A 25,402-nucleotide genomic window follows, 5' to 3' on the forward strand; every position below is an offset into this window, starting at 1 on the left:
GGCCGACCTGCCGACCCTGGAGCTGCCGGACCTGACCGAGGGCGTCGACGTCGCCGCCCTCTACGACCTGGTAGGCGGGTTAGAACCCGCCTAAACACTCACGACCCGCTGGGGGCCGCGTGGGTCCAGAACTCCGTCATCAGCGGGGTGGGGGCGGGGCTGGTCAGCTCGACCTGGGTGAGCAGCACCGTGATCGTGCCGGTCGACGGGACCAGGTGCAGGGCCGTGCCCGCGCCGCCGAGCCAGCCGTAGCGGCCCGGGACCTCCCAGGGTTCCGTCGGGTCGACGTCGACCGAACCACCGAACCCCCAGCCCTGGCCGTGCAGGAACAGCCGGGCGGCCTGGCGCTGGGCCGGCGTCAGGTGGTCGGTCGTCATCCGGTGCACCGACTCGCGCGCCAGCAGCCGGTGGCCGTCCGCCGTGCCGCCGTCGCGCAGCAACCGGGCGAACGCCAGCAGGTCGTCGGCCGTCGAGACGAGCCCGCCGGCGCCCGAGGGGAACGGCGGCGGCGCGCTCCACCGGCCCTCCGGCGAGTCGATCAGCCGCAGCCCCTCCTCGCCGCGGCGGTAGGCGCTGGTGAAGCGGCCCAGCGCCGCGGTCGGCACGGTGAACCCGGTGTCGGCCATGCCGAGCGGCTCGAACAGCCGCTCCGCCAGGAACTCCGGCAGCGGGCGGCCGGCGACCCGCGCGATCAGCACGCCCTGGATGTCGGAGGCGGTGTCGTAGAGCCACGCCGCGCCCGGCTGGTGCAGCAGCGGCACCTGCGCCAGCGCCGCCAGCCACGCGTCCGGCGCCAGCGCCCGCGGCGACGCGGCCGGGTGGCCCAGTACCTGCAGCAGCAGGTCGACCGCGGGCAGCGTCAGGTCGGCGGCGAGGCCGTACCCGCAGCGGAAGGTGAGCAGGTCGGCCACGGTGATCGGGCGGACGGCCGGCACGACGTCGTCGACCGGGCCGCCCGGCGTCCGGACGACCACCGGCGACGCCAGTTCCGGCAGCCACCGTGCGATCGGGTCGTCCAGGGCGAGGTCGCCGTCGTCGACCAGCAGCAGGACGGCCGCGGCGGTGATCGGCTTGGTCAGCGACGCGATGCGGAACAGCGAGTCCCGGGCCATCGGCACGGTGCCCGGGGCGTCGGCCGAACCGGCCGCCGCGGCTTCGACGTGGTCGCCGTGCGCCACGAGCGCCACCGCGCCCGGGAGGTCGCCGGTGTGCCGGGTCAGCAGTTCGGACAGTTCGGACACGGTCAGTCCAGGGGGTTGATCGCGCGCAGCCGGCGCGGGCCGGTGTCGGGCCGCGACGGCGGCGGCCCCAGTACCAGGCGGGCGTTGGCGACGAAGGCCCCGTCCGGCGACGCCAGGATCGGGTCCAGCACCAGCGACCGCACCTCGGGGTTGTCCTCGGCCAGCGCGGCCACGCGCAGCACCATGTCCTGCAGCGCGGCCAGGTCGGCGGGCTCGTCGCCGCGGTAGCCGGTGAGCAGCGGCGCCGTCCGCGGCTCACGCAGCAGGGTCGCGGCGTCGACGTCGGTGAGCGGCACGGCCCGGTAGGCGCGGTCGCCCAGCAGCGTGCTGACCAAACCGGACAGCCCGAACGAGACGAGCGTGCCGAACGACGGGTCGTCCTGCAGCCCGATCACGCACGACAGGCCCTTGGGCGCCATCCGCTGGACGTACACCTCGTCGTCGCCGGAGACCTCGCGCAACGTCTCGTAGGCGTTCCGCACCGAGTCCTCGGACGCCAGGTCGAGCCGGACACCGGCCAGGTCGGGGCGGCCGCGCAGCCGTTCGTCGACGGCCTTGAGCGTCACCGGGTAGCCCAGCTCGCCGGCCGCCGCGACCGCTTCGTCCACAGTGGACACGATGCGGAAGGGCACCACGTCGACGCCGTAGCAGTCCAGCAGCCGCACGACTTCGGCGTCGGAGAGCAGCGTCGTCTTGCCGCCGTCGGCGTCGAGAAGCTCGCGCACGATGCCCTGCGCCTGTTCGGTGTGGATGCCCTGCGGCCGCACCAGCGTGCCCTGCGGGCGCTGCCGCCACGCGGCGTACCGCACGACCCGGGCGAGGGCGTTCACCGCGCGTTCGGGGCTCGGGTACGACGGGATCGAGCCCCGCGTCGGCACGCCGTCTTCCGTGAAGACCGCGAGTTCGTCCGGGACGCCTTCGGCGGCGAGGAACGTCGAGACGATCGGCTTGCGCTCCCCCGGTTCGACGACGGTCTCCCGGAGGGCGCGCGCGTACGCGGTGCCGGGGATCGCCACCGGCGGCGCGAACACGACGACCAGCGCGTCGGTCTCCGGCGAGGTGAGGGCCTCGCGGACGGCCTTGGCGAACTCCTCCGGCCCGGCCTGCGGCCCGACGTCCACCGGGTCCGACGCCAGCCGCAGCCCCTGCATCCGCGCGGTGTCGGCGGCCAGCAGCCCGATCGCGCTGGAGTTGCCGACGATGCCGACCCGCGGCCCGGCGGGCAGCGGCTGGTGGGCGAACACGAGCGCGGTGTCGAACAGCTGCGCCAGCGACTCGACGCGCACGACCCCGGCCTGCTCGAACAGGGTCTGGACGCTGGCCTCGTCGATCTCCGTCGACGTCGCCGCCAGCTGCGGCCGGACCGCGTGCCGCCCGGACTTGACCGCGACGATCGGCTTCGTCCGGGCCAGGCGCCGCGCCAGCCGCGCGAACTTGCGCGGGTTGCCGAAGGACTCCAGGTACAGCAGGACGAGGTCGGTGTCCGGGTCGGTCTCCCAGTACTGCAGCAGGTCGTTGCCGGAAACGTCGGCGCGGTTGCCGGCCGAGACGAACGTCGAGAGGCCGAGGCCGCGCGACTCGGCGTCGGCGAGGATCGCGGTGCCCAGCGCGCCGGACTGGCAGAAGAACCCGGTGCGCCCACGGCCGGGCAGCCGCGGCGCGAGGGTGGCGTTGAGCCGGATGCCGGGCGCGGTGTTGAGCACGCCGAGGGCGTTCGGGCCGACCACGCGCATGCCGTGCGCCCGGGCCTCCCCGACCAGCCGCAGCTCGGCGTGCAGGCCGTGCGGGCCGGCTTCGGCGAACCCGCTGGACAGGATCAGCAGCGTCTTCACGCCCTTGGCCAGGCAGGCGTCCAAAACGGACTCGACGGCCTCGGCGGGCACCGCGACGACGGCCAGGTCGACCGGGTCCGGGATGTCCAGCACGGACGGGTACGCGCGGACGCCGCGGATCGCGCGGTGCTCCGGGTTGACCGGGTAGACGGTGCCGGTGAAGGCCGCGGCCAGGAGGTTCACGAAGGCGACGTGGCCGACCTTGCCCGGCTCGGCGGACGCGCCGATCACCGCGACCGAGGCGGGGTGCAGCAGATTGTGCACGCTGCGGGCCTCGGCGGCCTGCTCGCGCGAGCGCGCGACGGCGAGGGACTCCTCGGTCGGGTCGATGTCGAACTCGAGGTGCAGCACGCCTTCCTCGATCTCGCGGCTGACCTGGTAGCCGGCGTCGCGGAAGACGCGCACCATGGCCGCGTTCTCGGCGAGCACCTCGGCGACGAACCGCCGCAGCCCGCATTCCGACGCGGCGGCGGCGAGGTGTTCGAGGAGGATCGAGCCGAGCCCGCGGCCTTGGTGGGCGTCGCTGACGACGAAGGCGACTTCGGCTGACGGCCCGTGGTCGAGCCGTTCGTACCGGCCGACCGCCACGATGTCGTCGCCCAGGAAGGCGGCGAACGCGACCCGGTCGTGGTGGTCGACGGTCGAGAAGCGCTTCAGGTCCTTTTCGGGGATCCGCGGGTAGGCGCCGAAGTAGCGGAAGTAGCGGGTGCGCTCGGAGAGCTTCGCGTGGAAGGCGACCAGGCCGTCGGCGTCGGTGGGGACGATCGGGCGCAGGTGGACGGTGCCGCCGTCGGACAGGACGACGTCGGCCTCCCAGCCGCGGGGGTAGTCGAAGGGGTCCCGTCCGGCCATGGTCAGTCCCTGGGGTCGTCCGGGTCGAGGCCGTGCAGCGGGAAGACGGCGCGGCGGGTGTCCCGGACGGCGATGTCGACCGGGTCGTCCTCGCCGTCGCCCCACGGCTTGAACCCGGTGTCGCGGTCGTCGGACATGGTGCGCGGGAGTTCGGCGTGCGGCGCGGCCCGGGTGACGGTTTCGACCCAGCCGGGCGGCAGCGGCGTCGCCGGGTCGACGTCCCGGTCGAGGACGGTGGCGATCAGGTGCGTCCACGAGCGAGGGACGACCCGGATGAGCTGGTAGCCCCCACCACCGACGGCGATCCACTTGCCGCCGGCGTAGGTCTCGGCGAGTTCGCGGAGGGTCGCGTAGATGGTGCGGTGGCCGTCGACGGACAGCGAGAGGTCGGCCAGGGGATCTTCTTCGTGGGAGTCGACGCCGCACTGGGTGAACAGCAGCTGCGGTTCGAAGTCGGCCAGGAGAGAGGGGACGACGGCGGTGAAGGCCCGCAGCCACCCGGGGTCTTTCGTGCGCGGGGGCAGCGGGACGTTGACGGCGGTGCCGTCGGCCTTCCCGCGGCCGGTCTCGGCGGAGTAGCCGGTGCCGGGCCAGAGCGTGAAGGGGTGCTGGTGCATCGAGATGGTCAGGACGCGCGGGTCGTCGTAGAAGGCGGCCTGGACGCCGTCGCCGTGGTGGACGTCGGTGTCGATGTAGGCGATGCGCTCGAAGCCGTGGTCGAGCAGCCACGAGATGGCGACGGCGCAGTCGTTGTAGACGCAGAACCCGGCGGCCTGGTCCCGCATGGCGTGGTGCAGGCCCCCGGCGATGTTGACGGCCCTTCTGGCTTCCCCTTCGGCGACCTTCCGCGCGGCGAGCAGCGTGGACCCGACGACGAGGGCGGAGGCGTCGTGCATGTCGGAGAAGACGGGGTTGTCGGAAGTCCCGAGCCCGTGCCCGACATCCCACCCGACAAGCGGAGCCTCGCGGACGGCGGCGAGGTATTCGGGGGCGTGGATCCGGAGGAGCTCTTCGTCCCCGGCGGCGGCGGGAACGAGCAGTTCGACGTCTCGGAGCACGCCGAGCTCGGTGGCCAGCCGGACGGTGAGCTCCAGCCGGACGGGATTGAAGGGGTGCTCCCCACCGAGGTCGTAACCCAGCAGAGCACGGTCCCAAACAACGGCCGGCGACATACCACCCGACTGTAGTGCGAACGGCGGCGATCCGTGGAGTGAGAAAGCCCGGCGGGTTGCCGATCAGACCACGGCGGACGGCCGGTGGCGACGCGGCTTGCCCCGGCTTGGCTGGGGCGTGATGCGCGCCGGAGCCGCCCCGGCTCAGTTCGGCCGAGCGCGGATCGCCATGCGCGCCGGAGGTGCCCCAGCTCAGATCGGCTGAGCGCGGGTCACCCAGCGCACCGGAACCGCCCCAGCTCAGTTCGGCCGAGCGCGGGTCGCCCAGCGCGCCGGGGCAGGCGCAGCTGGGCGGGCGCGGCTCGGCCGGTGCTGCTCAGCCGGGGAGGGGGCCGGTTGCTGCCGGGCGGTGGGGGTCGCGGGACCAGTGGGACCACGAGCCCGCGTACAGGCCCGCTGCCGGGTGGCCCGCCAGCTCCAGGGCCAGCACCACCGAACTCGCCGTCACCCCCGAGCCGCAGTACGCGCCGACCGGCTCGCCCGGGCGCAGGCCCAGCTCCGCGAACCTCGCCGCCAGCTCCTCCGGTGTGCGCCAGTGACCGCCGTTGTCCGTGTGGGCCGCAAACGGGGCGTTGACCGCGCCCGGGATGTGGCCCGGGCGGGGGTCCACCGGTTCCGTCTCGCCCGTGTAGCGCTGGGGTGCGCGGGCGTCGAGCAGGAGGCCGTCGCGGGCGAGGGCGGCCGCTTCGTCCGCGTCGAGGACCGGCATCCCGCCCGGGCGGACCGTGATGTCGCCCGGCTCCGGGTGCACCTCCTCCGTGCTCACCGGGTGGCCGCCGGCCGCCCACGCCGCGTAACCGCCGTCGAGGACCGCCACCTCGTCGTGGCCGGCCCAGCGCAGGAGCCACCACGCGCGGGCCGCCACCGAACCGTCCGCGTCGTCGTAGGCCACCACCGGCGCGCCCGCGCGGACGCCGGCCGCGCGCAGGTCGCGCTGCAGGTCCGCCGGGTCGGGCAGGGGGTGGCGGCCGCCGTCGCCCGGCTCGGCCGCCAGCACGCGGTCGAGGTCGGCGAACACCGCGCCGGGCACGTGGCCCTCGCGGTGGGAGTCGGCGCCGGGCGGGCCGGCGAGCCGCCAGCGGACGTCGAGGACCACGGGCCGGTCCCCGGCCGGGCCGGCCAGCGCGGTGGCCAGGTCGGTGGTGCTGATCAGCGGACGCATGCCTCCATCTTCCAGCGGCCGCCCGCCCGGCCGCGCCGGGGTGCGGACCCTCCCCCACCGGCCGGTCGCCGATCCGGCCGGGAGCAGGCCGTCCCCGCTCGGCACGTGACCGTCGCCGCGAAGCCGTCCGGCCGGGTCGGTCACCATGGGCGTTGTTACGCCCGAGGCCCGCCGCCGCTGCCGGGGTCAACGACTACGATGAGCAACGCGGACGAAGGGGACAGCGTGAACGATCTCATCGACACCACCGAGATGTACTTGCGTACCATCTACGAGCTCGAAGAAGAAGGTGTCGTTCCGCTGCGCGCCCGCATTGCCGAGCGCCTGCAGCAGAGCGGCCCGACCGTGAGCCAGACCGTCGCCCGGATGGAGCGGGACGGGCTGGTCGTGGTCGCCGACGACCGGCACCTCCAGCTGACCGACCACGGCCGCGAACTCGCCATCGCGGTGATGCGCAAGCACCGCCTCGCCGAGCGTCTCCTCGTCGACGTGATCGGGCTCGAGTGGGAGCACGTGCACAACGAGGCGTGCCGGTGGGAGCACGTGATGAGCGAGGCCGTCGAGCGCAAGCTGGTCAAGCTGCTCGACCACCCGACCACCTCCCCCTACGGCAACCCGATCCCGGGCCTGGACAAGCTGGGCGACGGCGACCCCGCGCCGCCCGCGGAGGCCGACCTGGTCCGGCTCGACGAGTTCGCCCGCACCGGCGGCGGCCGCGTCGAGATCCGGCGCATCGCCGAACACGTCCAGCTGGACGAGTCGCTGATGACCGAGCTCAAGTCCGTCGGCATCGTGCCGGGCGGCACCGTCACCATCGGCAAGGCCAGCGGCGGCACCATCGAGGTCACCGGCGGGGACACCACCGCCCAGGTCGCCAGCTCCGCGCTGCACGCCGTCCTGGCGCAGGCCCGATGAGCCCCGCTTCGGACGCCGTGGCGGCGTTCCGCACGGTCCACGGCACCGCGCCGGCCGGCGTCTGGTCGGCGCCCGGCCGGGTGAACCTGATCGGCGAGCACACCGACTACAACGACGGCTTCGTGCTGCCGTTCGCCCTGCCGCACCGGCTGGCCGCGGCCGCGTCACCGCGCGAGGACGGCGTCCTGACCGTGGCCACGCTGGGCGACGACGGCCAGATCCAGCGCACCGGCGAGCTCAAGATCGCCGACCTGGCGCCGGGCACGGTGGACGGGTGGGCCGCGTACCCGGCCGGTGTCGCCTGGGTGCTGCGCGACCAGGGCTTCACGGCCGGCGCCGACCTGGTCGTCGCCGGGGACGTGCCGTCGGGGGCGGGCCTGTCCTCCTCCCACGCGCTCGAATGCGCGGTTTCGCTGGCCCTGCTCGGGCTGGCCGGCCTGGAGCTGGACGGCACCGGCGACCGCGTCCCGACACGGCCCCAGGTGGCGCGGTGGGTGCAGCGGTCGGAGAACGACTTCGTCGGGGCCCCGACCGGGCTGCTCGACCAGACGGCGTCCCTCTGCTGCACCGAGTCCCACGTCCTGTTCCTCGACGTGCGCTCGGGCGAGCAGGAGCAGGTGCCGTTCGGCCTGGCCGAGGCCGGGCTGCAGGTGCTGATCATGGACACCCGCACGAAGCACTCGCACGCCGAAGGCGGCTACGGCGAGCGCCGCCGCGGCACCGAACGGGCGGCCGAGCTGCTTGGGGTGAAGGCCCTGCGCGACGTCACCGTCGAGGGCCTCGACGACGCCCTCGGCCGGCTGCCGGCCGAGCTGGCGCCGCTCGTGCGGCACGTGGTCACCGAAAACCAGCGGGTGCTCGAGACGGTCGAGCTGCTGCGCGCCGGCCGGCTCGCCGAGATCGGGCCGTACCTGGACGCCTCGCACGTCAGCATGCGCGACGACTACCGGATCTCCACGGCCGAGCTGGACCTCGCGGTCGACGCGGCACGGGCGGCCGGTGCGCTCGGCTCGCGGATGACCGGCGGCGGCTTCGGCGGTTCGGCGATCGCGCTGGTCCGCGACGCCGACCTGGCCGGGGTCAAGGCAGCTGTCGACGCGGCGTACGAAAAGGCCGGCTACCGGCGCCCGCGGATGTTCACGGCGGTGCCTTCCCGCGGCGCCGGCCGCGACGAGGTCTGAGGCCGCGCGGGTCCGTCCGGGGCAACCCCCGGGCGGACCCGCGCGTCGGCCAGGGGGAAGACTGTGGAGCACAGTCACCCTCGGCAGGAAGGCCTGGACGTGTCGGAGCAGAGCAACGCCCTGAAGCTGGTCGTGACGGGCGGAGCCGGGTATGTCGGCAGTGTCTGTGCCGCCCGGCTGATCGAGGCCGGGCACCGGATCACCGTCGTCGACGACCTGTCCACCGGGCACGCCGACGCCGTCCACCCGGACGCGCGGTTCATCGAGGGCGACGCCGCCGAGGTGGCGGGCAGCCTGCTGGGCGAGGGTTTCGACGGCGTGCTGCACTTCGCGGCGAAGTCGCTGGTCGGCGAGTCGATGACGGATCCGGCGAAGTACTGGGAAGGCAACGTCGTCACGTCGCTGCGGCTGCTCGAGGCCATGCGCGAGCACGGCACGCCCCGGCTGGTGTTCTCCTCGACCGCGGCGACCTACGGTGAACCGGAGCAGTCGCCGATCCCGGAGACGGCGCCGACCCGGCCGACCAACACCTACGGCGCCACCAAGCTGGCCATCGACCACGCGATCACCAGCTTCGCGGGCGCGCACGGCTTGGCCGCGGTCAGCCTGCGTTACTTCAACGTCGCGGGCGCGTACGGCACCTTCGGCGAGCGCCACACCACGGAAACCCATCTCATTCCTCTCGTCCTCCAGGTCGCCACGGGCGACCGCGAGCGCATCCAGATCTTCGGTGACGACTACCCGACGCCCGACCACACGGCGGTCCGCGACTACATCCACGTGGTGGACCTCGCGGACGCGCACCTGCTGGCGCTGAAGCACGCCACGGCGGGTGAGCACCGGATCTACAACCTGGGCAACGGCACCGGATTCTCCGTTCTCGAGGTGATCGAGGCGTGCCGCGAGGTGACCGGCCACGCGGTACCGGCCGCGGTGGCCCCGCGCCGCGCGGGCGACCCTTCGGTGCTCGTGGCGGCCAGTGACCGGGCCCGCGAGGAGCTCGGGTGGAAGCCGGAGCGAACCGACCTGGCGGGGATCGTGCGCGACGCCTGGGAGTTCACCCAGTCGCGGCGAGGCTGACTCACGACCGGCGGCCCTCCACTTCGGACCGGCGCGTCCCGCCGGTCCGAAGTGGACAGCTCTCACACCGCCCGCTCCGCGTCGAAATCCGCCGGTTGCAGGCCCAGCGCCGACACCGGGTCGGCGGCCGCCGCGGCCAGGCCGCGGATGACCTCGGGTGGGGTTCCCCGGTCCAGGACCGTCTTCAGCAACCTCGCCAGCACGTGGTCCGGGGCGGCCGCCAACGCGTTTTCCAGGGCCATCCCGGCGAAGGCTCCGTCGCCGCGCATGTACGCCGTGAAGCCCAGCAACACCGCCGGCTGCGCTCGCTCCGGTGCGGGGATCTCGCGGACCAGCGTCAGCCACACCTGCTCGGCCTCCTGCGCCACCGGTGTCTCCGGGGGTACCGCCATCGCCAGGCACAGGTCGCGGACCTCCGGCAGGGCCAGGGCGCCGGCCACCGTCACCGCTTCCTCGTCCGTCGGCGGGCCTTCGCCGCGGCGGTGGCGCTCGAACGCCGCGCGGATCGCCGAGAGCGCCTCGGCCACGTCCGGGCACGGCACCCGCGCCAACGCTGCCGATCTGCGGGCCAGCGCTTCCGGTGAGCGTGGAGCCAGCAGCGCTTCGAGCTCATCACGGCTGTCGAAGGCCACCGTGCCGCGTTCGGTCGCGGCGGCGGCCGCCACCGTCGTGCGGGGGTCCGGCAGCTCGCCGCCGCACTCCGGGTTCGCGTAACACCTCCAGCGTGCGCCCTCCTTGATGGTCGCCGCCCACAGCGCGTTCACGACCGGGAGATCGAGCCGAGCCAGCTCGTCGGTCAGGACGTCGACGAAGCCCGCGTGCGGTGGCGGGCCGCCGGGTCTTCGCCGGCCGCCCACGATCGCCAGGCTGACGCCCGTGTGCGGGCCCGCGGCGAACCGGGACGCCAGCGCCTGGGCCTGGTGGACGCGGTGTTCCCGGCGCGGGAGATCGCCGCGCAGGATCAGGCCCGCGTCCCGGTCCCCGGGGTCCTGGTGGCCGATCAGGACGACGGACCGTGCGGGCCGGAAGCCCATCAGGTACGGGAGCGCGGCCAGCAGCTGCGCGGGGTTTCGGAGGTCGGCCGGCGGACGGCCGGCCGGGGTGGCGGTGGTCATGCCTCCACGATGGGGCAGGACGGGGCCGGCTGGGGCGGTGGCGGCAAATCTGTGGATGGACGGGGCCGATGTGGACAGAACCCGCCCGGCGGGGGCCGGGCGGGGCGTTCCTGTCGGTGGGGCGGGCTATGCTGCCCGGCCCCACCGGCCGGACACGGCTTCCTTCGCGCGGTCCAGCCGGCCAGGACCCCGCAGGTCAACCGGGTCAGCCGCAGTGCTCGAACCCGCTCTCGTAGGTGTTGCTGCCCACCGAACCGCCCCACTTCACGCAGGTGGCGCCGGCGGTCTTCTTCACCGGCCCCGCGTAGTACGTGAAGCTGCCCGAATCCGTCACCCGCGCCGCCCCCTGGACCTCCAGGAACGCCGAGACCGCGCTGGCCGTGCCGAGCGACGTGGCCTTCAGCGTCGTCACGCAGTTCGCCTGGGTGGACGCGTTGTACAGCAGGTACGCCGTGCCCGACGAGTTCGCCAGGGCCTGCTGGTCGACGACGGAAAAGCCGTCGCCGCAGACCTCTTCGGCGGAGTACGGGTTGCCGCCGCAGTTGTTCTTGCTCGTGAAGTTCGTGTGGCCGAAGTACGGCACCGCCGTGCCGTTCAGCTTCGCCTTCTGCACCACGCCGTTGAGGATCTCCTCGAAGTGCAGGTGCGGCCCGGTGACGCCGCCGGTCGCGCCGGCCTTGCCGATCTCCCGGCCGCCGGTCACGGACGCGCCGACGGACACCTCCTGCACCGACAGGTGCGCGTACCGGGTCTTCCAGCCGCCGCCGTGGTCGACCTCGATCCACTTGCCGTAGCTGGTCGCCCCCTTGTCCTCCACCCGGGTGACGGTGCCGGACGCCGCGGCGAGCACCGGCATGCCCGTGATGCCGTCCTTCTGGAAGTCGACGGAGTACTGCGGGTTGTGGTCGCTGAACGTCGCCGCGGTCACCGTGACCCCGCACTTGAACGGCACCTGGAAGTTGGGCGCGGCCGAGGCGGCCGCCTGGCCGGCGAGGGTGAGGCCGAGCGCGGGCAGCGCCGCGGCGGCGGCGAGCAGGGCGAGCCGTCGCAACCTGGACATGGGAGAACCTCCTGGCAAACGGGACATCTTGACGCCGCCCAGACAAGCCCGCACCGGTACATTTTCCGTACAAGCACCCCGCGGAGGGACTCCCGGAAATGGCCATCGGACGACCCCAGGCGCAGGACTGGCTGCGCTGGGCGCTGGTCGCCGGGCCGATGTTCGCCGCCATGCCCCGCGCGAACACCCTCGCCTGGGTCCTGATCGGGCTCACCCTGGTCCTGTCGGTCCCGGTCCTGTGGCTGCACGACGCCGCCGCGCACCGGTGGGCGCCGGTCGTGGCGCTCGCCGTGATCGCCGCCGCGGCCACCCTGCTGGCGGTCGTGCCGAACAGCTGGGCGTCGGTGACGATGTTCGGCACCACCTTCTTCGTCGTCCTCAAGCAGCGGACCGGCCCGATCGTGCTGGCCGTCGCGATCGACCTGGCCGCGATCACCGGCTGGGCCGTCCTGCACGGCACCTGGCAGGGCGCGCTGCCCACGTACGCGGTCGTCGTCGTGATCGTGCTGCTCGGGCTGAACCGGCGCGCGCGGCTGGCCCGCATCGAACAGACCGAGCTGGCGCTGGCCCGCGCGCAGACCGCCAACGAGGAGCACGCCCGCGCGGCCGCCCTCGCCGAACGCGCCCGCATCGCCCGCGAGCTGCACGACGTCCTCGCGCACTCGCTGGCCGGCCTCTCGCTGAACCTGCAGGGAGCGCGGCTGATGCTGGTGCGCGACGGCGCGAGCCCGGACGCCCTCGCCCAGATCGAACGCGCCCAGGAACTGGCGGCGGACGGCCTGGCCGAGGCCCGGAAGGCGGTGGCCGCCCTGCGCGAGGACGCCGTCCCGGTCGAACGCGCGATCGCCGACCTGCTCACCGCGTACCGGCTCGACAGCGGCACCCGGGCGGACCTGATCGTCGAAGGCGAGCCGCGTGAGCTCGCCCCGGCCGTCGGCACCGCCCTGGTCCGCGCGGTGCAGGAAGCGCTGGCCAACACCCGCAAGCACGCGGCGCACGCCGACGTCGACGTCACGCTGGACTACGCCGAGGCCGCGGTGCACCTGACCGTGGCCGACCGGCAGGGCAGGCGCCCGCCGGACGCGCCGGCGGCAGGCTACGGTTTGCGCGGGATGGGCGAACGGGTCGCGTTGCTCGACGGGCGGCTGGAGAGCGGGCCGGGGGAGGACGGATGGCGGATTCACCTGACGGTGCCGGCGTGACGCTGCGGGTCGTGCTGGCCGACGACCAGGCGGTCGTCCGGGAAGGCCTGGTCACGCTGCTCGGGCTGCTGCCGGGCATCGAGGTGGTCGGCGCCGCGGCCGACGGGCTCGCCGCGCTCGGCCTCGTCGCCGAACACCGGCCCGACGTCGTGCTGGTGGACCTGCGGATGCCGCGCTGCGACGGCGTCGAGACCACCGAGCGGATCCGCGCGGAGCACCCCGGCACCGAGGTCGTCGTCCTGACCACCTACGCCGACGACGAAGCGCTGCTGGCCGCGCTGCGGGCCGGCGCCCGCGGGTTCCTGACCAAGGACGCCGACGCCGAGTCCATCGCGCGGGCGCTGCGCTCGGCCGCCGCCGGCCAGTCCACTGTGGACGGTGAGCTGCAGCGGCGGCTGGTCGAGGCCGCCGCCCGCACCGCCCCGCCGCGCGTCAAGGAGGTCGAAGGCCTGACCGCGCGCGAACTCGAAGTGCTGCGGCTGATCGCGGCGGGCCTGTCGAACACCGAGATCGCCCGGACGCTGGTGGTGACCGAGGCGACGGTGAAGACCCACGTGAACCACCTGTTCGCCAAGGCCGGCCTGCGCGATCGTGCGCAGGCCGTCGCCTTCGCCTACCGGGCCGGCATCGCCGGCTGAGCACTCACGGCGCGGGCGTGATGTTCGCGTTGTGGTGGAAGACGTTCCGCGGGTCGTACGCCGCCTTGATCCGGGCGAGCCGCTCGTACTTGCCCGGCCCGTAGGACGCCCGGACGCGGTCGGCTTCGTACTCGGCCATGAAGTTGACGTAGCCGGCCGGGTTGGTCGCGAACGGCGCCAGCGCCGTCCAGAACTCGCGCACCCACGCCCGGTCCGCAGCGAAGGCCGCCGGGTCGGCGGCGAGTGAGGTGAGGTTCACGACCAGGCTCGTCCGCCGCGGCCCGCCGAACGCCGTCGCGTCGTCGGCGACGTCGGTGTAGGCGCCACGCAGCGCGAACATCGGCACGATCGACGTCGGGGACGCCTTGCGCGGCAGGAACTCCGCGATGACCTCGGCGACTTCGTCGGTGAAAGCGTCGGCGTAGACGGCCCGCTCGTAGCCGAGGATGCCCCACGGCGCGGCTTCGTCGAGCATCCGCTGGAGTTCGACGTACGGGATCGGCGAGACGAACTCGAACAGCGGCGCCGGCCCCGACCGCGCCGCCCGGACGGCCTCGGCGTGCTGCTCCTCCCCCGAGAACCCGGCGATCAGCACGGCGTACCCCGGCCGGAAGTGGAACCGGCCGGGCACGAACGGCGCGGGCGGCGCGTTGAGCCCGGCGACCAGCACGCCCAGGTCCCCCGGCAGCGTGGCGAGCAGTTCGCGGGCGTGCCCGAGGGCGGCCACGCCGTCGTCGAGGCCGTAGAAGAACAGTCCCAGGTGGACGATCGGGCCGACCGGGTGCAGCCGGAACTCGAACTCGGTCACGACGCCGAAGTTGCCCCCGCCGCCGCGCAGCGCCCAGAACAGGTCCGGGTGCTCCGAAGCGGACACGCGCAGGATCTCGCCGTCGGCGGTGACGAGCTCGGCCGAGCGCAGGTTGTCGCAGGACAGGCCGTGCTTGCCGGTCAGCCAGCCAAAGCCGCCGCCCAGGGTGAGGCCGCCGACGCCGGTGTGGCTGACCGTGCCCCCGGGCACCGCGAGCGCGTACTCCTGCGTGGCCGCGTCGAGCCGTGCCCACGTCACGCCGCCGCCGCACCGGGCGGTCCGGCCGTCGGGGTCGACGCTGATCGCGTCCAGCGAGCTCAGGTCGAGGCAGAGCCCGCCGTCCACGACCGCGGCGCCGCCGAAGTTGTGCCCGCCGCCGCGCACCGAGACGTCGAGGCCGGCTTCGCGGGCGTACGCGAGCGCGGTCGCCACGTCCGCGGGTCCGGCGGGCCGCACCACGACGGCCGGGCGGCGGTCGATTTCGCCGTTCCAGACCGCCCGGGCGACGTCGTAACCCGCGTCGCCGTCGATCAACGCGGCGCCGGACAGCCGGGTGCGCAGGCTCTCCAAGGTGGGTTCGGCGGTCGAGGTCATGGCGGGTCCTCTCGCAGCGGACAGTGCCGGTAAGTCGCCTGACCTGCGATGATCGTTACATTGCGTGATCTTCGGGCGCCCGGATCAGCCGCTGCGTGAACCCCGCGTCGGCCAGCCGGCCGGACGCCCGCTCGACCTCGGCGGGGACGTCCTGCGGGATCGCGAAGCCCTGCTCGGCGTACTCGGTGATCCGCTGTGTCTCGCCGACGAGCATGCCGACCACGCGCTCGACGTCTTCTTCACCGGTGAGGTGGTCCTCGAAGGAGACCGCCTTCGACGCGCACACGACGTCGACGTCCGGCCAGAGCCGCTTGGCCGTCGCGTAGGCCCGGCGTTGCGCGTACGGCCGCGTCACCAGCGTCACCGACCGGATCTCGCGCCCGGCCAGCAGCCGCCGGGTGAACGCGATGTTCTCGCCGGTGTTGCGGGCCTCGGGCTCGACCAGGATGACGTCGTCGGGCACGCCCAGCTCGAGCGCGATCTCGCGGTAGTGGACCGCCTCGCCGCGCGGGAAGCGGGCCGCCGTCGTGGGCGCGGTGGCCCCGGTGAAGACGACCAGCGGGAACCGTCCGGCGTGGAACAGTTCCGCCGTGTGGGCGGCCACGCCGGGGTCCCGGCTGCCGAGGCCGATCCCGACGTCCGAGCGCCGCGGCTCGTGCCGCAGGTCGTGGTACTCCCACAGCGTCCGGACGTCGGCGCGCAGGTGCTCCGGCAGCATCAGCCGAACGCGGCTCGCAGGGCGGGCTTGCCGCCGGTGACCGGGAGCGTCACCGCCGTCTTCGTCAGGTCGAGCGCCAGGCCCGCGCCCGGCTTGGGGCGCAGCGTGTAGTCGTGGTCGCTGGAGGCCAGCAGGAACTCCAGCCGGTGCCCGGCCGCGAGGATGTAGTCCTTCGGCATCAGCTCGACGCCGATCCGGTAGGTCTGCCCCGGCGTGATCGGCTCGGTGCGCGCCGGGGACGTGCGGTTCTGCGGGTCGGTCCAGCCGCGGCTGATGATGTGGGACGTGCCGTCGGGGGCGCGGTCGAGCAGGATCGCCGAGACGTTCGCCGCGGGCCGGTCGAACGCCAGCGCCAGGTCGGCCTTCGCGGTGCCCGAGAGACGGACAGCCTGCTTCGCCGCCGAAGTCGCGTACAGCAGGCGGTTGCCGGACGAGGCGAGGCCGGCCAGCTGCTCGATCGTCTTCGACGAGTCGTCGGCGAGGGTTTCGACGGCCGCGGTGCCCGGCACCGGGTTGCGGGTGTCGATCGAGCCCTTCGCGCGGCCGCCCGGCCACGGGTACACGCGGACGTCCGCGGTGCCCGGCGCGGGCCAGTCGGCCTCGTCGGTCCAGGACAGGTCCTCGCGCTGGATCGTCGCCTTCGGCTCGTTCTGGATGCCGTTGTCGATGCCGTAGAGGTAGTGCGACATCCACTTGTTCAGCGTCGTGAGCCAGACGTCGCGCCGCAGCGAGTACGGGTCGGCGTGGCCGGACTGGTGCAGCCAGATCTTGTGCTCGACGCCGCGCGCCTTCAGCGCTTCGTACCACTCGGCGACCTGGTCGGTCTTGACGTTCCAGTCGTTGAGGCCGTGCACCGCGAGCACCGACGCGTGCACCTTCCCGACGTCGTTGCGGTAGTTCCGGACGTCCCAGAACGGCGTGTAGTCGCCGGTCACGCGGTCCTGGTCGCGGGTCAGGCCGTCGATCACCGGGCGGCAGACCTGCCGGTCGGCGCGGGTGTAGACGTACTCGGCGAGCACGTCGGCGTCCTCGCCCTGGTAACCGCCGGCGGCCACGACGGCGCCGTCGTTGCGGTAGTACTGGTACCAGCTGGAGATGGCCGCGATCGGCACGATCGTCTCGAGCCCCGCGACACCCGTGCTCGCGACGGCGTTGGGCAGCGTCCCGTTGTAGGACACGCCCATCATGCCGGTCTTGCCGGTGCTCCAGCCGGCCTTCGCCGCGGCGCCGTTCGCGTCCTTCGCCGGCGTGCGGCCGTTGAGCCAGTCGACGACCGAGCGGGCGCCGATCGTCTCGTTGACGTCACCGGTGGTCGGGCAGCCGGTCGAGAGCCCGGTGCCGAGCGATTCGCCGTAGACGACGGCGAACCCGCGCGCGGTGAAGTAGTCCTGGTAGCGCCAGCCGATCGGGGCGGCCGGGCCGACGCCGTGCGCGGCGACGCGCGGGCCTTCCGGGCCGCGGGCGTACCCGGGCGCGTAGAGCTCGACGTCGACGTCGTGGTTGGCGACGTCGTTGCCGCCGGCGTAGTACGGGCTGGCCTGGTAGACGACGGGCACCTTCAGGCCCTGCTGGGTCGCGCGCGGGCGCACGACCTGGGCGTGCACGAGGTCGTCTTTGCCGTCGTGGTCGCTGTCGACGGGCGCGGTGACCCAGACGTCTTCGCGGATGACGTCGGCCGGGTCGAACACCGGCTGGGCCTGGCCGCCGGTGAAGACCGGGGCCGGTGGCGCGGCTTCGGCGACGCCGGCGGTCAGCGGCAGCGCGAGGACGGCGGCGAGCAGGACTGCGGCTTTCACTCAAACCCCCAAGCCGGGCGAAGCGGACGTCTGAAGACACTTCCGGTCCGCCCGCGGGGGTGTCAAGAGACTAACGTCGGAGGCATGCCGACCGTGGAAGCGCCGATCACCGCCGTCACCGTGTACCCGCAGCAGGCGCGGATCACCCGCCGGGGCAAGGCTCCGCTCGACGGCGGGCCGCGCCTGGAGTTCGCCGGGCTGCCGCCCGCGCTCGACCCGGCTTCGGTGCGCGTCACCGGCACCGGGCCGGCCCTGATCACCGGCGTCGACGTGCGCACCGAATGGCACGCGGCCCCGGCCGACGCGGCCATGGAGACGCTCGTCGAGCAACGGCGTGCCGACCAGGCCACGCTCGACGGCGTCCTGGACGACGAAGCAGCCGAAACGATGAAGGTGGATCTGCTGACTTCGCTCGCGAAGCGCAGCGGCGGCAGCTTCGCGAAGGCCCTCGCCGCCGGCACCGCGGAGCCTTCGCGCGTCGCCGAGGTGACGGACGCGTTGAGCGCCCGGCTGGCGTCCGCGTTGAAGGCGCGGCGGGTGCTGACCGAGCGGATCGCGCGGCTGCGCGAGGACCTCGCCGCGCTCGACCGGCGGATCGAGGCCCAGGGGGCGCAGGCCGGACAGGACAGCACGTCGGTGGTCGTCGAGCTGGAAATCGCGGAGCCGGCCGGGGAAGCCGAGCTGGAACTGTCCTATGTGGTCCCCGGCGCGAGCTGGGAACCGGGCTACGACGTCCGGGTGCGCGGCACCGACGTCACGGTGGTGTCCTACGGGCTGGTGAGCCAGTACACGGGCGAGGACTGGCCCGAGTGCGAGCTGGCGCTGTCGACGGCCCGGCCCGCGGTGTCGGTGGTGGTGCCGGAACTTTCGCCCTGGTACCTGGACCGGGTGCACCCGGTCCCGGTGGCCCCCGCGGCGGCCTACGGCGCGGCGGCCGGCGGAATCCCGGAACACGCGCGGAGGGGTTTCGCGGCGTCGGCGCCGATGGCACCGAAGCTGGCCACGGTGGAGCAAGGGACGACGGCGGTCACGTACCGGCCTTCGCGGCCGGTGGCGGTGCCGTCGGGGGCCTCCGGCCACCGGACCACGTTGGCGCAACTGGATCTCACGGCATCACTGGGCTACGTGACGGCGCCGGTGCTGGCCGAGGAGGCGTACTTGCGGGCCACCGTGGTCAACACCTCGGAGAACGCGCTGCGACCCGGCCGGGCCTCGGTGTTCCACGACGCGGAGTTCGTCGGGACGACGGTGCTGGAGCCGTGGGCGCCCGGGGAGGAACTGGAGCTGGCACTGGGGGTCGACGACCGGATCCGCGTGGAGCGCGAACTGGTCCGTCGGACGGCGTCGAAGGCAACGCTGTCCGGACAGAAGCGGCGGGAGGCGGAGTACCGGATTTCGGTCGGGAACCACGGCCCGCGGACGGCGGTGGTGACGGTGCTGGACCAGGCACCGGTGTCGCGGGACGACGGGATCACGGTGCGGGACGTGAAGACGTCACCGGAGCCGGTGGAGACGTCGGCACTGGGCGAGTTCACGTGGAAGCTGACGCTGGCGGCCGGGGAGAGCCGGGATGTGACGCTGTCCTACCGGGTGGATGTCGGGAAGGGCGTGGAACTGTCGGGCTGGCGGGAGTAGCCAGCTTTTTTCCCACGCCGACGAAGAAAGATTCTGCGAGCAGCCCGTCGAAATCGTGATTTCGACCTTGCTGCCCGGTGACCGGCGTACCGGAAAACCCCCCGATCCGAAAACTTCGCACGCTGTAACAGCCCCCGACCAGCGAGCGACCATGGGTGCACAGGTCACCGCCCATGAGGAAAGCAGGGGCAATGCCGAACCCGGAAGAGCTCATTTGGCAGCTCATGCTGAAAGGTGCGGTGGCCCCGTTCAAAATCGCCAAGAGCGCTTTCGCCGCCAGCGCGCGGGCGAGTTCGAACGCCTCGGCCAGAGCCGCGACGAGGCTACCCCGCGCGGTTCTGCGGCGCGGGTTCCTGGCGCCGGGTGATCCACCGCCGCCGCCCGGACTCGACCTCCTCGACTACCGCGCGACGGCCACGGCGGCGGAGGTCGGTGCGCTCACCGGCGGCCCGGTCCCCCTGGGGCGGTTCCTCGACTGCCGCCGCGGCCTCGCGCAGCCGATCGGGCTCCGGCCGGAAGACCTGCTGAAGCACGCGGCGGTGATCGGGCCACCCGGGTCCGGGAAGACGCACAGCGTCATCGTGCCGTGGATCGTGAGCCTGCTTCGCGCCGGCTGCAGCGTCGCGACCATCGATGTCAAGGGTGACCTGCTCGGCCTGATCAAGGCGCACGCGGCCAGGACGGGCGGTCCCACCGGCGCGCGCCTCTGGCTGTGGGACTACTCGGGCGCACCGTCGCACCGCTGGAACTGGCTGGCCGAAGCCGGCGACCACCGAGCCGTCGAAGCCGCCGTCACCTCGATCCTGGGCAAGCAGAACAAGGCCGATCCGCAGCCGTTCTTCCACCTGCGGGACGTGCGCTGGCTCCGGGCGTTGATCAGGCTGACGCGCCGCCACAGCGCGGGCCTGCCCACCCCGGCTCAGCTCGTCGGCACGCTCGCCGCACAGCCGGCCCTGCAAGCGGCGCTGGTCGGCGCCTCCGTCCAGGACGAGCAGGACCTCCGGGACCTGGCCGAACTCGAGCCGGCCGAATACTCGCGTGCCTGCGCGGGACTGCTGAACTCGCTGACCTTGTTCGCCGAACCCCGGGTGCGCCAGGTGAGCGAGGCGTCCGACATCCGGATGGCCGAGATCTCCGACGTTCCCACCCTGCTCGTCGGCGTGGCTCCGCTGTCCGACGGCAACCTGGGCGAAGTGCTGTCGGGCATCTTCCTCGGCCAGGTGATCATGCAGGTGCTGGGCCGGTTCGGGAAGCAGAAAAGGCCGCTGTTCCTCGTCGTCGACGAAGCACCACGCCTGAAGAACCGGATCGATTTCGAAGAGGTGCTCGCCGTCGCGCGCGGGGCGTCCGCCGGCGTCTGCCTGGCCGGCCAGGACGTCGCTCAGTTCGGCGACGACGCGGCCCGCTCGGCCTTGCTGACCAGTTGCGACACCCTCGTCGTGCTGCCCGGCTCGTCGAGCGAGTCGGCGGCGCACCTGAGCAAGCGCCTGGGTGACCGGCTGATCGAGACGCGGACGGTGAGCCAAACCGGCGGTTCCGGGTTCGTCCCGACCTTTTCCGTTTCCGGGGCGGTGGCCACCGGACCGGTACTGGGAAACCGCGAAATCATGCATCCGCCGTTCGGGCCGCACGTCGGCGTCGTGCACGCGAGGTCGGTCACGCGTGCGCCGATCCTCACCGATTTGTCTCTGTAACCACGATCGAAGAATCGCAGGTGAACCATGTCCGAATTCGCCCAGAGCGAGCGTCACCCGGTTTTCCCGGTGTTCCTCGTCATCGACGTCTCGTACTCGATGGCCGGCGAACCCATCGACGCCGTCAACCGCGCCCTGCCGGAGCTGCGCGAGATGATCGAAGACGACCCGCAGGTCGGCGAGATCGCCCGGATCGGCATCATCACGTTCTCGGACACCGCGACGTCGGTCCTGCCGCTGAGCGACGTGAGCCAGAGCCAGATGCCGGTGCTGGCCCCGGAGTCGGGGACGAACTTCGCCGCGGCGTTCCGGCTCGCCAAGAAGCAGATCGAAGAAGAGATCCGGGGACTCGGCAAGGGAACGCGGTTCTACAAGCCGGTCGTCTTCTTCATGAGCGACGGCGAGCACATCGCCGAAGAGGACTGGCACGGGCCGCTGCAGGAGCTCGTGGACCGGAGCTGGCGGTTCAACCCGGAGATCGTCACGTTCGGCTTCGCCGAAGCCCGCGAGGACACGCTCGGCACCATCGCGACCCGGTTCGCGTTCGTCGCCAAGCAGGGCAAGCCCTCCTCGCAGGTCAAGGAGATCATGTCCGCGCTCACCGCGAGCATCCGGACGACCTCGCGCTCGTTCGGCGAGCCCCAGGGCGGCGGCCTCCAGGTGGAGGTCGACACCAGCAAGTTCACCGTCCTGCCGGTACAGGCGGTCTGATGGCCCTGTCGCGCGGACGCCACCGAGCCGACCGGGCGCAGCTCCGCACCACTGCGGCGCCCGGCTGCCTCCCCGCACCGGTCGCCGATTCCGGCCGCCCGCCACCCGCTCCGGCCGCGCAGCAGCCGGAACCCGAGGCGCGGCCGGCGGGCAACGACACGTTCGAGGTCGCGGACGCGCCGTTCGACGCGCCCACCATCGGCGCCGTGGAACGGCGGCCGCACGCCGCCCGGCTGCCGTCCGCGGCCGGCTGGTCCAGCGCCGGGATCGCCCTCGACGCGGGCCGGGCCGGGCCGTACTGGGTCAGCGCGGGAAGTGTCGTGGGCCGCGGGCACGCCTGGGCCGGCAGCACCCGCCAGGACTCCTACGCGCTGGCCTTCTCGGAAGGCGGGAGTTCCCTGGTCCTGGCCGTCGCGGACGGGCTCGGGTCACGATCGCGGTCCCAGCTCGGCGCGCGTCACCTGGCTGCCGCGGTGGCCCGCGAATTCGTCACGGCCGAGCAGGAACCGGCGGCGCCGGACGACGAAGTGCTCCTGCTCGAAGCCATCACCAGGGCGCAGAACGAACTGACGGAAGTCTGGGCGCCGGCCTACGGGGTCGCGGACACCCGCGCACTGGCCTGCACGCTGGCCGTCGTCGTGCTTCCCGCCGACCTGGGCACCCGGCCGGTACTGGCGGCCCGCGTCGGTGATTCGACGGTCTTCACGGCGACCGATGCCGAGTCGGAGCCGTTCGAGGCGGTGTTCCCCCTCGGCGACGGCCCCATCAACCTGGTGTCGGCGAGTCTCCCCGCCGCCGGTTTCCGCGACGACATCGAGATCCGCCACCTCGATCCGGCCGCCTTCTCCAAGCTCATCCTCTGCACCGACGGCGTCGCCGACGACGTCTACGAGTCCCCCGGTGTGCGTGCGTGGCTGGCCCGGCGCTGGCAGCGTCCGTGCACGGAACGGTGGATGCTCGAGAGCCTCGGCTACGCGCGAGCGGGCTCCCAGGACGACCGCACCGCGGTCGTGGTGTGGCTGCGCCCGGACGCCGGGCCGGCGCGGCCACCGGACGCCGGAGAGGAGGCCGACGGTGCGGATTGACTGCCGGTACAGCTCTTACGAGTTCGAAGACGACGAGTTCGCCCGAGGTGGCGCGGCCCGGCTGTTCCGCGGCGTCGGCCGCCACGCCGGTCTGGTCTACAAGAAGTACCTCGAGCCGATCGACGACGACGAGGCGGCCGCGAAGGTGCACCGGCTCGTGGGCATCGGGCGGAAGGTCTTCGCCGGGGGCCCGGTCGTGCTCGGCGCCACCCCGGAGTCCTCGGTGTGCTGGCCCACCGACGTCGAATGCGACCGGTCGGGCGCCGTCATCGGCGTGGTGATGCCGGTGATCCCGGACGAGTTCTTCCGCAAGCCGGGCAAGGCGAGAACGCTGTCCTACCTCATCCTGGCGCGAACGGATCCGCCCGAATCCTCGGTTCGCGTGTCGGTGCTCATCCGGGTGGCGGAGATCTTCGCCTGGCTGGCGGCCAACAACCTGGCGCACGGTGATTTCTCCGACGCGAACATCGTCTGGCGGCCGGGGCCCCGGCCGGGTGCGGTGCTGATCGACGCCGACGGGCTGCAGCCGGCGGATCGCATCGCGGACAAGGGGATGAAGACGCCGCACTGGATCGATCCGCGCGTGGTCGCGGGCGTCGTGCCGGCCCACGACCAGCTCAGTGACTGGTACGCCCTCGCGCTCGCGATGTACCGCGGCCTGCTGCTGGTTCCGGGCAACCTGGACCGGCAACCCGACGGGTCGTGGCCGAAGCCGTCGCACATCCCGCCGAATTTCCCCAAGGCCCTCCGGCAGCTGTTCGACCGGACGCTGGGTGCTCCGCTGGACGAGCCCGGGCGCGCCGCCCCGGCGGAGTGGGTGACCGCCCTGCGGAGCGCCTACCTCGTGAGCGACCGCAGCTTCGACAGCCTGGCGCTCACCGCGCTCGATCAGGCGGCGGACGGCCACCGGCCGCCCCCGCCGACCATCCAGTTCCAACCGCTGCCGCCGGCGTTTCCGCAGCAGCCCCGGGTACCACCGCCGCCGATCCACCCGCCACCGCCGAACCGGACGCCGGTGGCCCCGTTCGCGCCACCGCGGCTGCCGATCGCCCCACCGGTCACCCGGAGGGCCACCAGTTCCGGGCTCGCCGCCAAGGTGTCGGCCGGCGTGGTCGTCGTCGTGGCGCTCGTCATCGGGCTGAACGCGATGGCGAAGACCGGCACGACCGCGCAGCCCGGAGGCGGCGGCGGTGTTCTCAGTCCCGAGTCGGCCGAGCAGGTCACGTCGTCGGCGCCGGACACGCCGACGTCCGGCACCTCGTCCGTCCCCACGAGCACCGATCCGGCCGTCGCGCTCCAGCAACAGGCCGACGCGGACGCGGCCGACGTCGAAGCGCTCGCCGGCCAGTGGGTCCCCCAGCTGTCGTCCAAGGCGGTCGGCACGCGGGACAACGGCACGGTGTACGACAACGCCTCGATCCTCGAGCACTACCGCACGCTGAAGAACACCTATTCCGGCGCTCTGCTGCTGCGCTCCGACTCCTTCTCCACGTTCAAGCGGAAGGGTTTCTGGGTCGTCGTGGTGCCCGAGCCCGCCAGCACGGGTCCGGCGGCCAACAGCTGGTGCGAAACCCATGGCATCGACGCGAACAACTGTTTCGCCAAGCTGCTGTCCCACACCGCCGGGCCGGAAGGCGCGACCCTCAACCGCTGAGCCACCCGACCAAGGAGTGATCCGATGCGGTACCGGTCGTTCGCCGCGCTGGTCTTCGTCGCGGGCGTCGCCGCGCTGGTGGCCGCACGTCCCACGAACCACGGTCAGGAGCCGCCTCCCCGCTCCGGCACCCCGGACGCGACGACCACGGCACCGGCCGCGGCCGGTCAGCGGCCGCCCTGGCACCACGAACTGCTCGGCGGGAACGCGGAATCCTGCGCTTCGGCCGCCGCACGAACGCTCGATCCGCCCGCATTGGCTTGGCAGCTGTTCCTCGTCGGAACGCCGCTCGGGGCGAAGCCGCCCGCCTTGCCCGCGCCCGGCGCCGGCGGTTTCCTGCTGACCGGAAGGAGTTCGGCCGGTGTGGACGAAGTCGCCCGGTCCACCGCCGTGCTGTCGAACGGCGGCCCGGCCCACATCAGGCCGCTGGTGGCTGTCGACCAGGAAGGCGGGTCGGTGCAGGCGTTGCGCGGTCCCGGTTTCAGCCGCATTCCGCCGGCCACGGTGCAGGGCGGCCGGCCGGGCGACGACCTTCGTGCCGCCGCACAGCGCTGGGGCACCGAACTCGCGCGAGCCGGGGTTTCGCTGGACCTCGGCCCGGTGGTCGACGTCGTACCGGCCGACCGCGCGAAGGCCAACGCGCCGATCGGCGCCTTGAACCGGCAGCTCGGCGCCGACGTCCCGACGGTCGTGGCCGCCGCGAAGTCGATCACCTCGGGCCTTCGCGGCGCCGGGATCGGCGTGGTGTACAAGCACTTCCCCGGGTTGGGAACGGTTACGGCCAACACCGATTTCCGGCCGGGTGTGGTGGACCCCGGCACCGGAGCGGACAGCCCGTCGGTGGACGTGTACCGGCAGGCCCTGCCCGCCAGCGGCGCCTCGGTGATGATTTCCACGGCCGTGTACAGCAGGCTCGACCGGCAGCCCGCCGCCTTCTCGAGAACGGTCGTCACCCGTCTTCTCCGCTCCGAACTGGCCTTCGGCGGTGTCGTGATCTCCGACGACCTGGCCAACGCGGATCAGGTGCGCGACGTGCCGGCACCGGACCGGGCGATGCGTTTCCTGTCGGCCGGAGGGGATCTCGTCATCGCCGCCGACCCACGGATCGGGCAGGCGATGTACCAGCAGGTCGCCGCGACGGCGGCGAAGGATCCCCGGTTCGCCGAACAGGTTCGCGCGAGCGCGGTGCGCGTGCTGACTCTCAAGGCTTCGCTCGGTCTGGTCGATTGCCGGGTCTGGGCCCGGTGAAAGGAACGG

The 25,402-nt window shown here is 73.1% G+C and carries 20 protein-coding genes; 11 read left to right on the forward strand and 9 right to left on the reverse strand.

Going from position 1 to position 25,402, the window contains the following annotated elements:
* Window positions 1-98 precede the first annotated feature (98 nt).
* The 4 genes from ABZW17_RS16750 to ABZW17_RS16765 form a co-directional block, all read right to left on the reverse strand.
* On the reverse strand, window positions 99-1,241 hold the full coding sequence (locus ABZW17_RS16750) for a serine hydrolase domain-containing protein (RefSeq protein ID WP_354814199.1): 1,143 nt from the start codon (window positions 1,239-1,241) through the stop codon (window positions 99-101).
* 2 nt (window positions 1,242-1,243) lie between these two features.
* Window positions 1,244-3,925, reverse strand: a complete 2,682-nt coding sequence (locus tag ABZW17_RS16755) for a GNAT family N-acetyltransferase (RefSeq protein WP_354814201.1) — start codon at window positions 3,923-3,925, stop codon at window positions 1,244-1,246.
* A 2-nt stretch (window positions 3,926-3,927) separates the two neighbouring features.
* Window positions 3,928-5,097 carry an acetoin utilization protein AcuC gene (locus tag ABZW17_RS16760; RefSeq protein WP_354814203.1) on the reverse strand — a complete coding sequence of 390 codons (1,170 nt, stop codon included), beginning with the start codon at window positions 5,095-5,097 and terminating at the stop codon, window positions 3,928-3,930.
* Between the two features lie 316 nt (window positions 5,098-5,413).
* Entirely contained in the window at window positions 5,414-6,259 is an 846-nt protein-coding gene (locus ABZW17_RS16765) for a sulfurtransferase (protein WP_354814205.1), read from the reverse strand.
* A 198-nt stretch (window positions 6,260-6,457) separates the two neighbouring features.
* Here ABZW17_RS16765 and ABZW17_RS16770 point away from each other — a divergent pair, with 198 nt between their 5' ends.
* The 3 genes from ABZW17_RS16770 to galE all read left to right on the forward strand — a co-directional run bounded on the left by ABZW17_RS16770 (window position 6,458) and on the right by galE (window position 9,435).
* Entirely contained in the window at window positions 6,458-7,174 is a 717-nt protein-coding gene (locus ABZW17_RS16770; protein WP_354814207.1) for a metal-dependent transcriptional regulator, read from the forward strand.
* Window positions 7,171-8,355, forward strand: coding sequence for a galactokinase (gene galK, locus ABZW17_RS16775; RefSeq protein ID WP_354814209.1), 1,185 nt, complete (start codon window positions 7,171-7,173; stop codon window positions 8,353-8,355). The genes ABZW17_RS16770 and galK overlap by 4 nt, the downstream gene beginning before the upstream one ends.
* A 99-nt stretch (window positions 8,356-8,454) precedes the next feature.
* On the forward strand, window positions 8,455-9,435 hold the full coding sequence (gene galE / locus ABZW17_RS16780; protein ID WP_354814211.1) for a UDP-glucose 4-epimerase GalE: 981 nt from the start codon (window positions 8,455-8,457) through the stop codon (window positions 9,433-9,435).
* Between the two features lie 62 nt (window positions 9,436-9,497).
* Here galE and ABZW17_RS16785 read toward each other — a convergent pair whose 3' ends face one another.
* A complete protein-coding gene (locus ABZW17_RS16785) occupies window positions 9,498-10,550 on the reverse strand; it encodes a DUF4192 domain-containing protein (RefSeq protein ID WP_354814213.1) in 1,053 nt (350 codons plus the stop codon).
* 205 nt (window positions 10,551-10,755) lie between these two features.
* Complete coding sequence (locus ABZW17_RS16790) at window positions 10,756-11,610, reverse strand: M23 family metallopeptidase (protein ID WP_354814215.1); 855 nt, start codon at window positions 11,608-11,610, stop codon at window positions 10,756-10,758.
* 98 nt (window positions 11,611-11,708) lie between these two features.
* Between ABZW17_RS16790 and ABZW17_RS16795 the strand changes: the two genes are divergently transcribed.
* Window positions 11,709-12,812, forward strand: a complete 1,104-nt coding sequence (locus ABZW17_RS16795) for a histidine kinase (protein ID WP_354814217.1) — start codon at window positions 11,709-11,711, stop codon at window positions 12,810-12,812.
* Window positions 12,809-13,450: a response regulator transcription factor gene (locus ABZW17_RS16800; protein ID WP_354814571.1), complete on the forward strand. Its 642-nt coding sequence runs from the start codon at window positions 12,809-12,811 to the stop codon at window positions 13,448-13,450. The genes ABZW17_RS16795 and ABZW17_RS16800 overlap by 4 nt, the downstream gene beginning before the upstream one ends.
* A gap of 4 nt (window positions 13,451-13,454) precedes the next feature.
* Here the strand turns inward: ABZW17_RS16800 and ABZW17_RS16805 are convergent, their stop codons facing one another.
* From ABZW17_RS16805 to ABZW17_RS16815, 3 genes are read right to left on the reverse strand one after another with little or no spacing between them, the layout of a single operon-like run.
* The gene (locus ABZW17_RS16805; protein WP_354814219.1) at window positions 13,455-14,852 is read right to left on the reverse strand and encodes an FAD-binding oxidoreductase; all 1,398 of its coding nucleotides are present in this window, start codon (window positions 14,850-14,852) and stop codon (window positions 13,455-13,457) included.
* 55 nt (window positions 14,853-14,907) lie between these two features.
* Window positions 14,908-15,570 (reverse strand): YdcF family protein, encoded by a 663-nt coding sequence (locus ABZW17_RS16810; RefSeq protein WP_354814221.1) that lies wholly within the window; start codon window positions 15,568-15,570, stop codon window positions 14,908-14,910.
* Entirely contained in the window at window positions 15,570-17,366 is a 1,797-nt protein-coding gene (locus tag ABZW17_RS16815) for a Xaa-Pro dipeptidyl-peptidase (protein ID WP_354814223.1), read from the reverse strand. The genes ABZW17_RS16810 and ABZW17_RS16815 overlap by 1 nt, the downstream gene beginning before the upstream one ends.
* Window positions 17,367-17,450: 84 nt before the next feature.
* Here ABZW17_RS16815 and ABZW17_RS16820 point away from each other — a divergent pair, with 84 nt between their 5' ends.
* From ABZW17_RS16820 to ABZW17_RS16845, 6 genes are all read left to right on the forward strand, one after another.
* Complete coding sequence (locus ABZW17_RS16820) at window positions 17,451-19,001, forward strand: DUF4139 domain-containing protein (RefSeq protein WP_354814225.1); 1,551 nt, start codon at window positions 17,451-17,453, stop codon at window positions 18,999-19,001.
* 239 nt (window positions 19,002-19,240) lie between these two features.
* Entirely contained in the window at window positions 19,241-20,695 is a 1,455-nt protein-coding gene (locus ABZW17_RS16825) for a type IV secretory system conjugative DNA transfer family protein (protein WP_354814227.1), read from the forward strand.
* A 27-nt stretch (window positions 20,696-20,722) separates the two neighbouring features.
* The gene (locus ABZW17_RS16830; RefSeq protein WP_354814229.1) at window positions 20,723-21,406 is read left to right on the forward strand and encodes a VWA domain-containing protein; all 684 of its coding nucleotides are present in this window, start codon (window positions 20,723-20,725) and stop codon (window positions 21,404-21,406) included.
* Complete coding sequence (locus ABZW17_RS16835; protein WP_354814231.1) at window positions 21,406-22,491, forward strand: protein phosphatase 2C domain-containing protein; 1,086 nt, start codon at window positions 21,406-21,408, stop codon at window positions 22,489-22,491. Before ABZW17_RS16830 ends, ABZW17_RS16835 begins: the two co-directional genes overlap by 1 nt.
* On the forward strand, window positions 22,481-24,145 hold the full coding sequence (locus ABZW17_RS16840) for a hypothetical protein (protein ID WP_354814233.1): 1,665 nt from the start codon (window positions 22,481-22,483) through the stop codon (window positions 24,143-24,145). The genes ABZW17_RS16835 and ABZW17_RS16840 overlap by 11 nt, the downstream gene beginning before the upstream one ends.
* A gap of 24 nt (window positions 24,146-24,169) precedes the next feature.
* A complete protein-coding gene (locus tag ABZW17_RS16845; protein ID WP_354814235.1) occupies window positions 24,170-25,393 on the forward strand; it encodes a glycoside hydrolase family 3 N-terminal domain-containing protein in 1,224 nt (407 codons plus the stop codon).
* The last annotated feature ends 9 nt before the right edge of the window (window positions 25,394-25,402 follow it).

Source organism: Amycolatopsis sp. NPDC004625 (assembly GCF_040609695.1).
Classification (GTDB): domain Bacteria; phylum Actinomycetota; class Actinomycetes; order Mycobacteriales; family Pseudonocardiaceae; genus Amycolatopsis.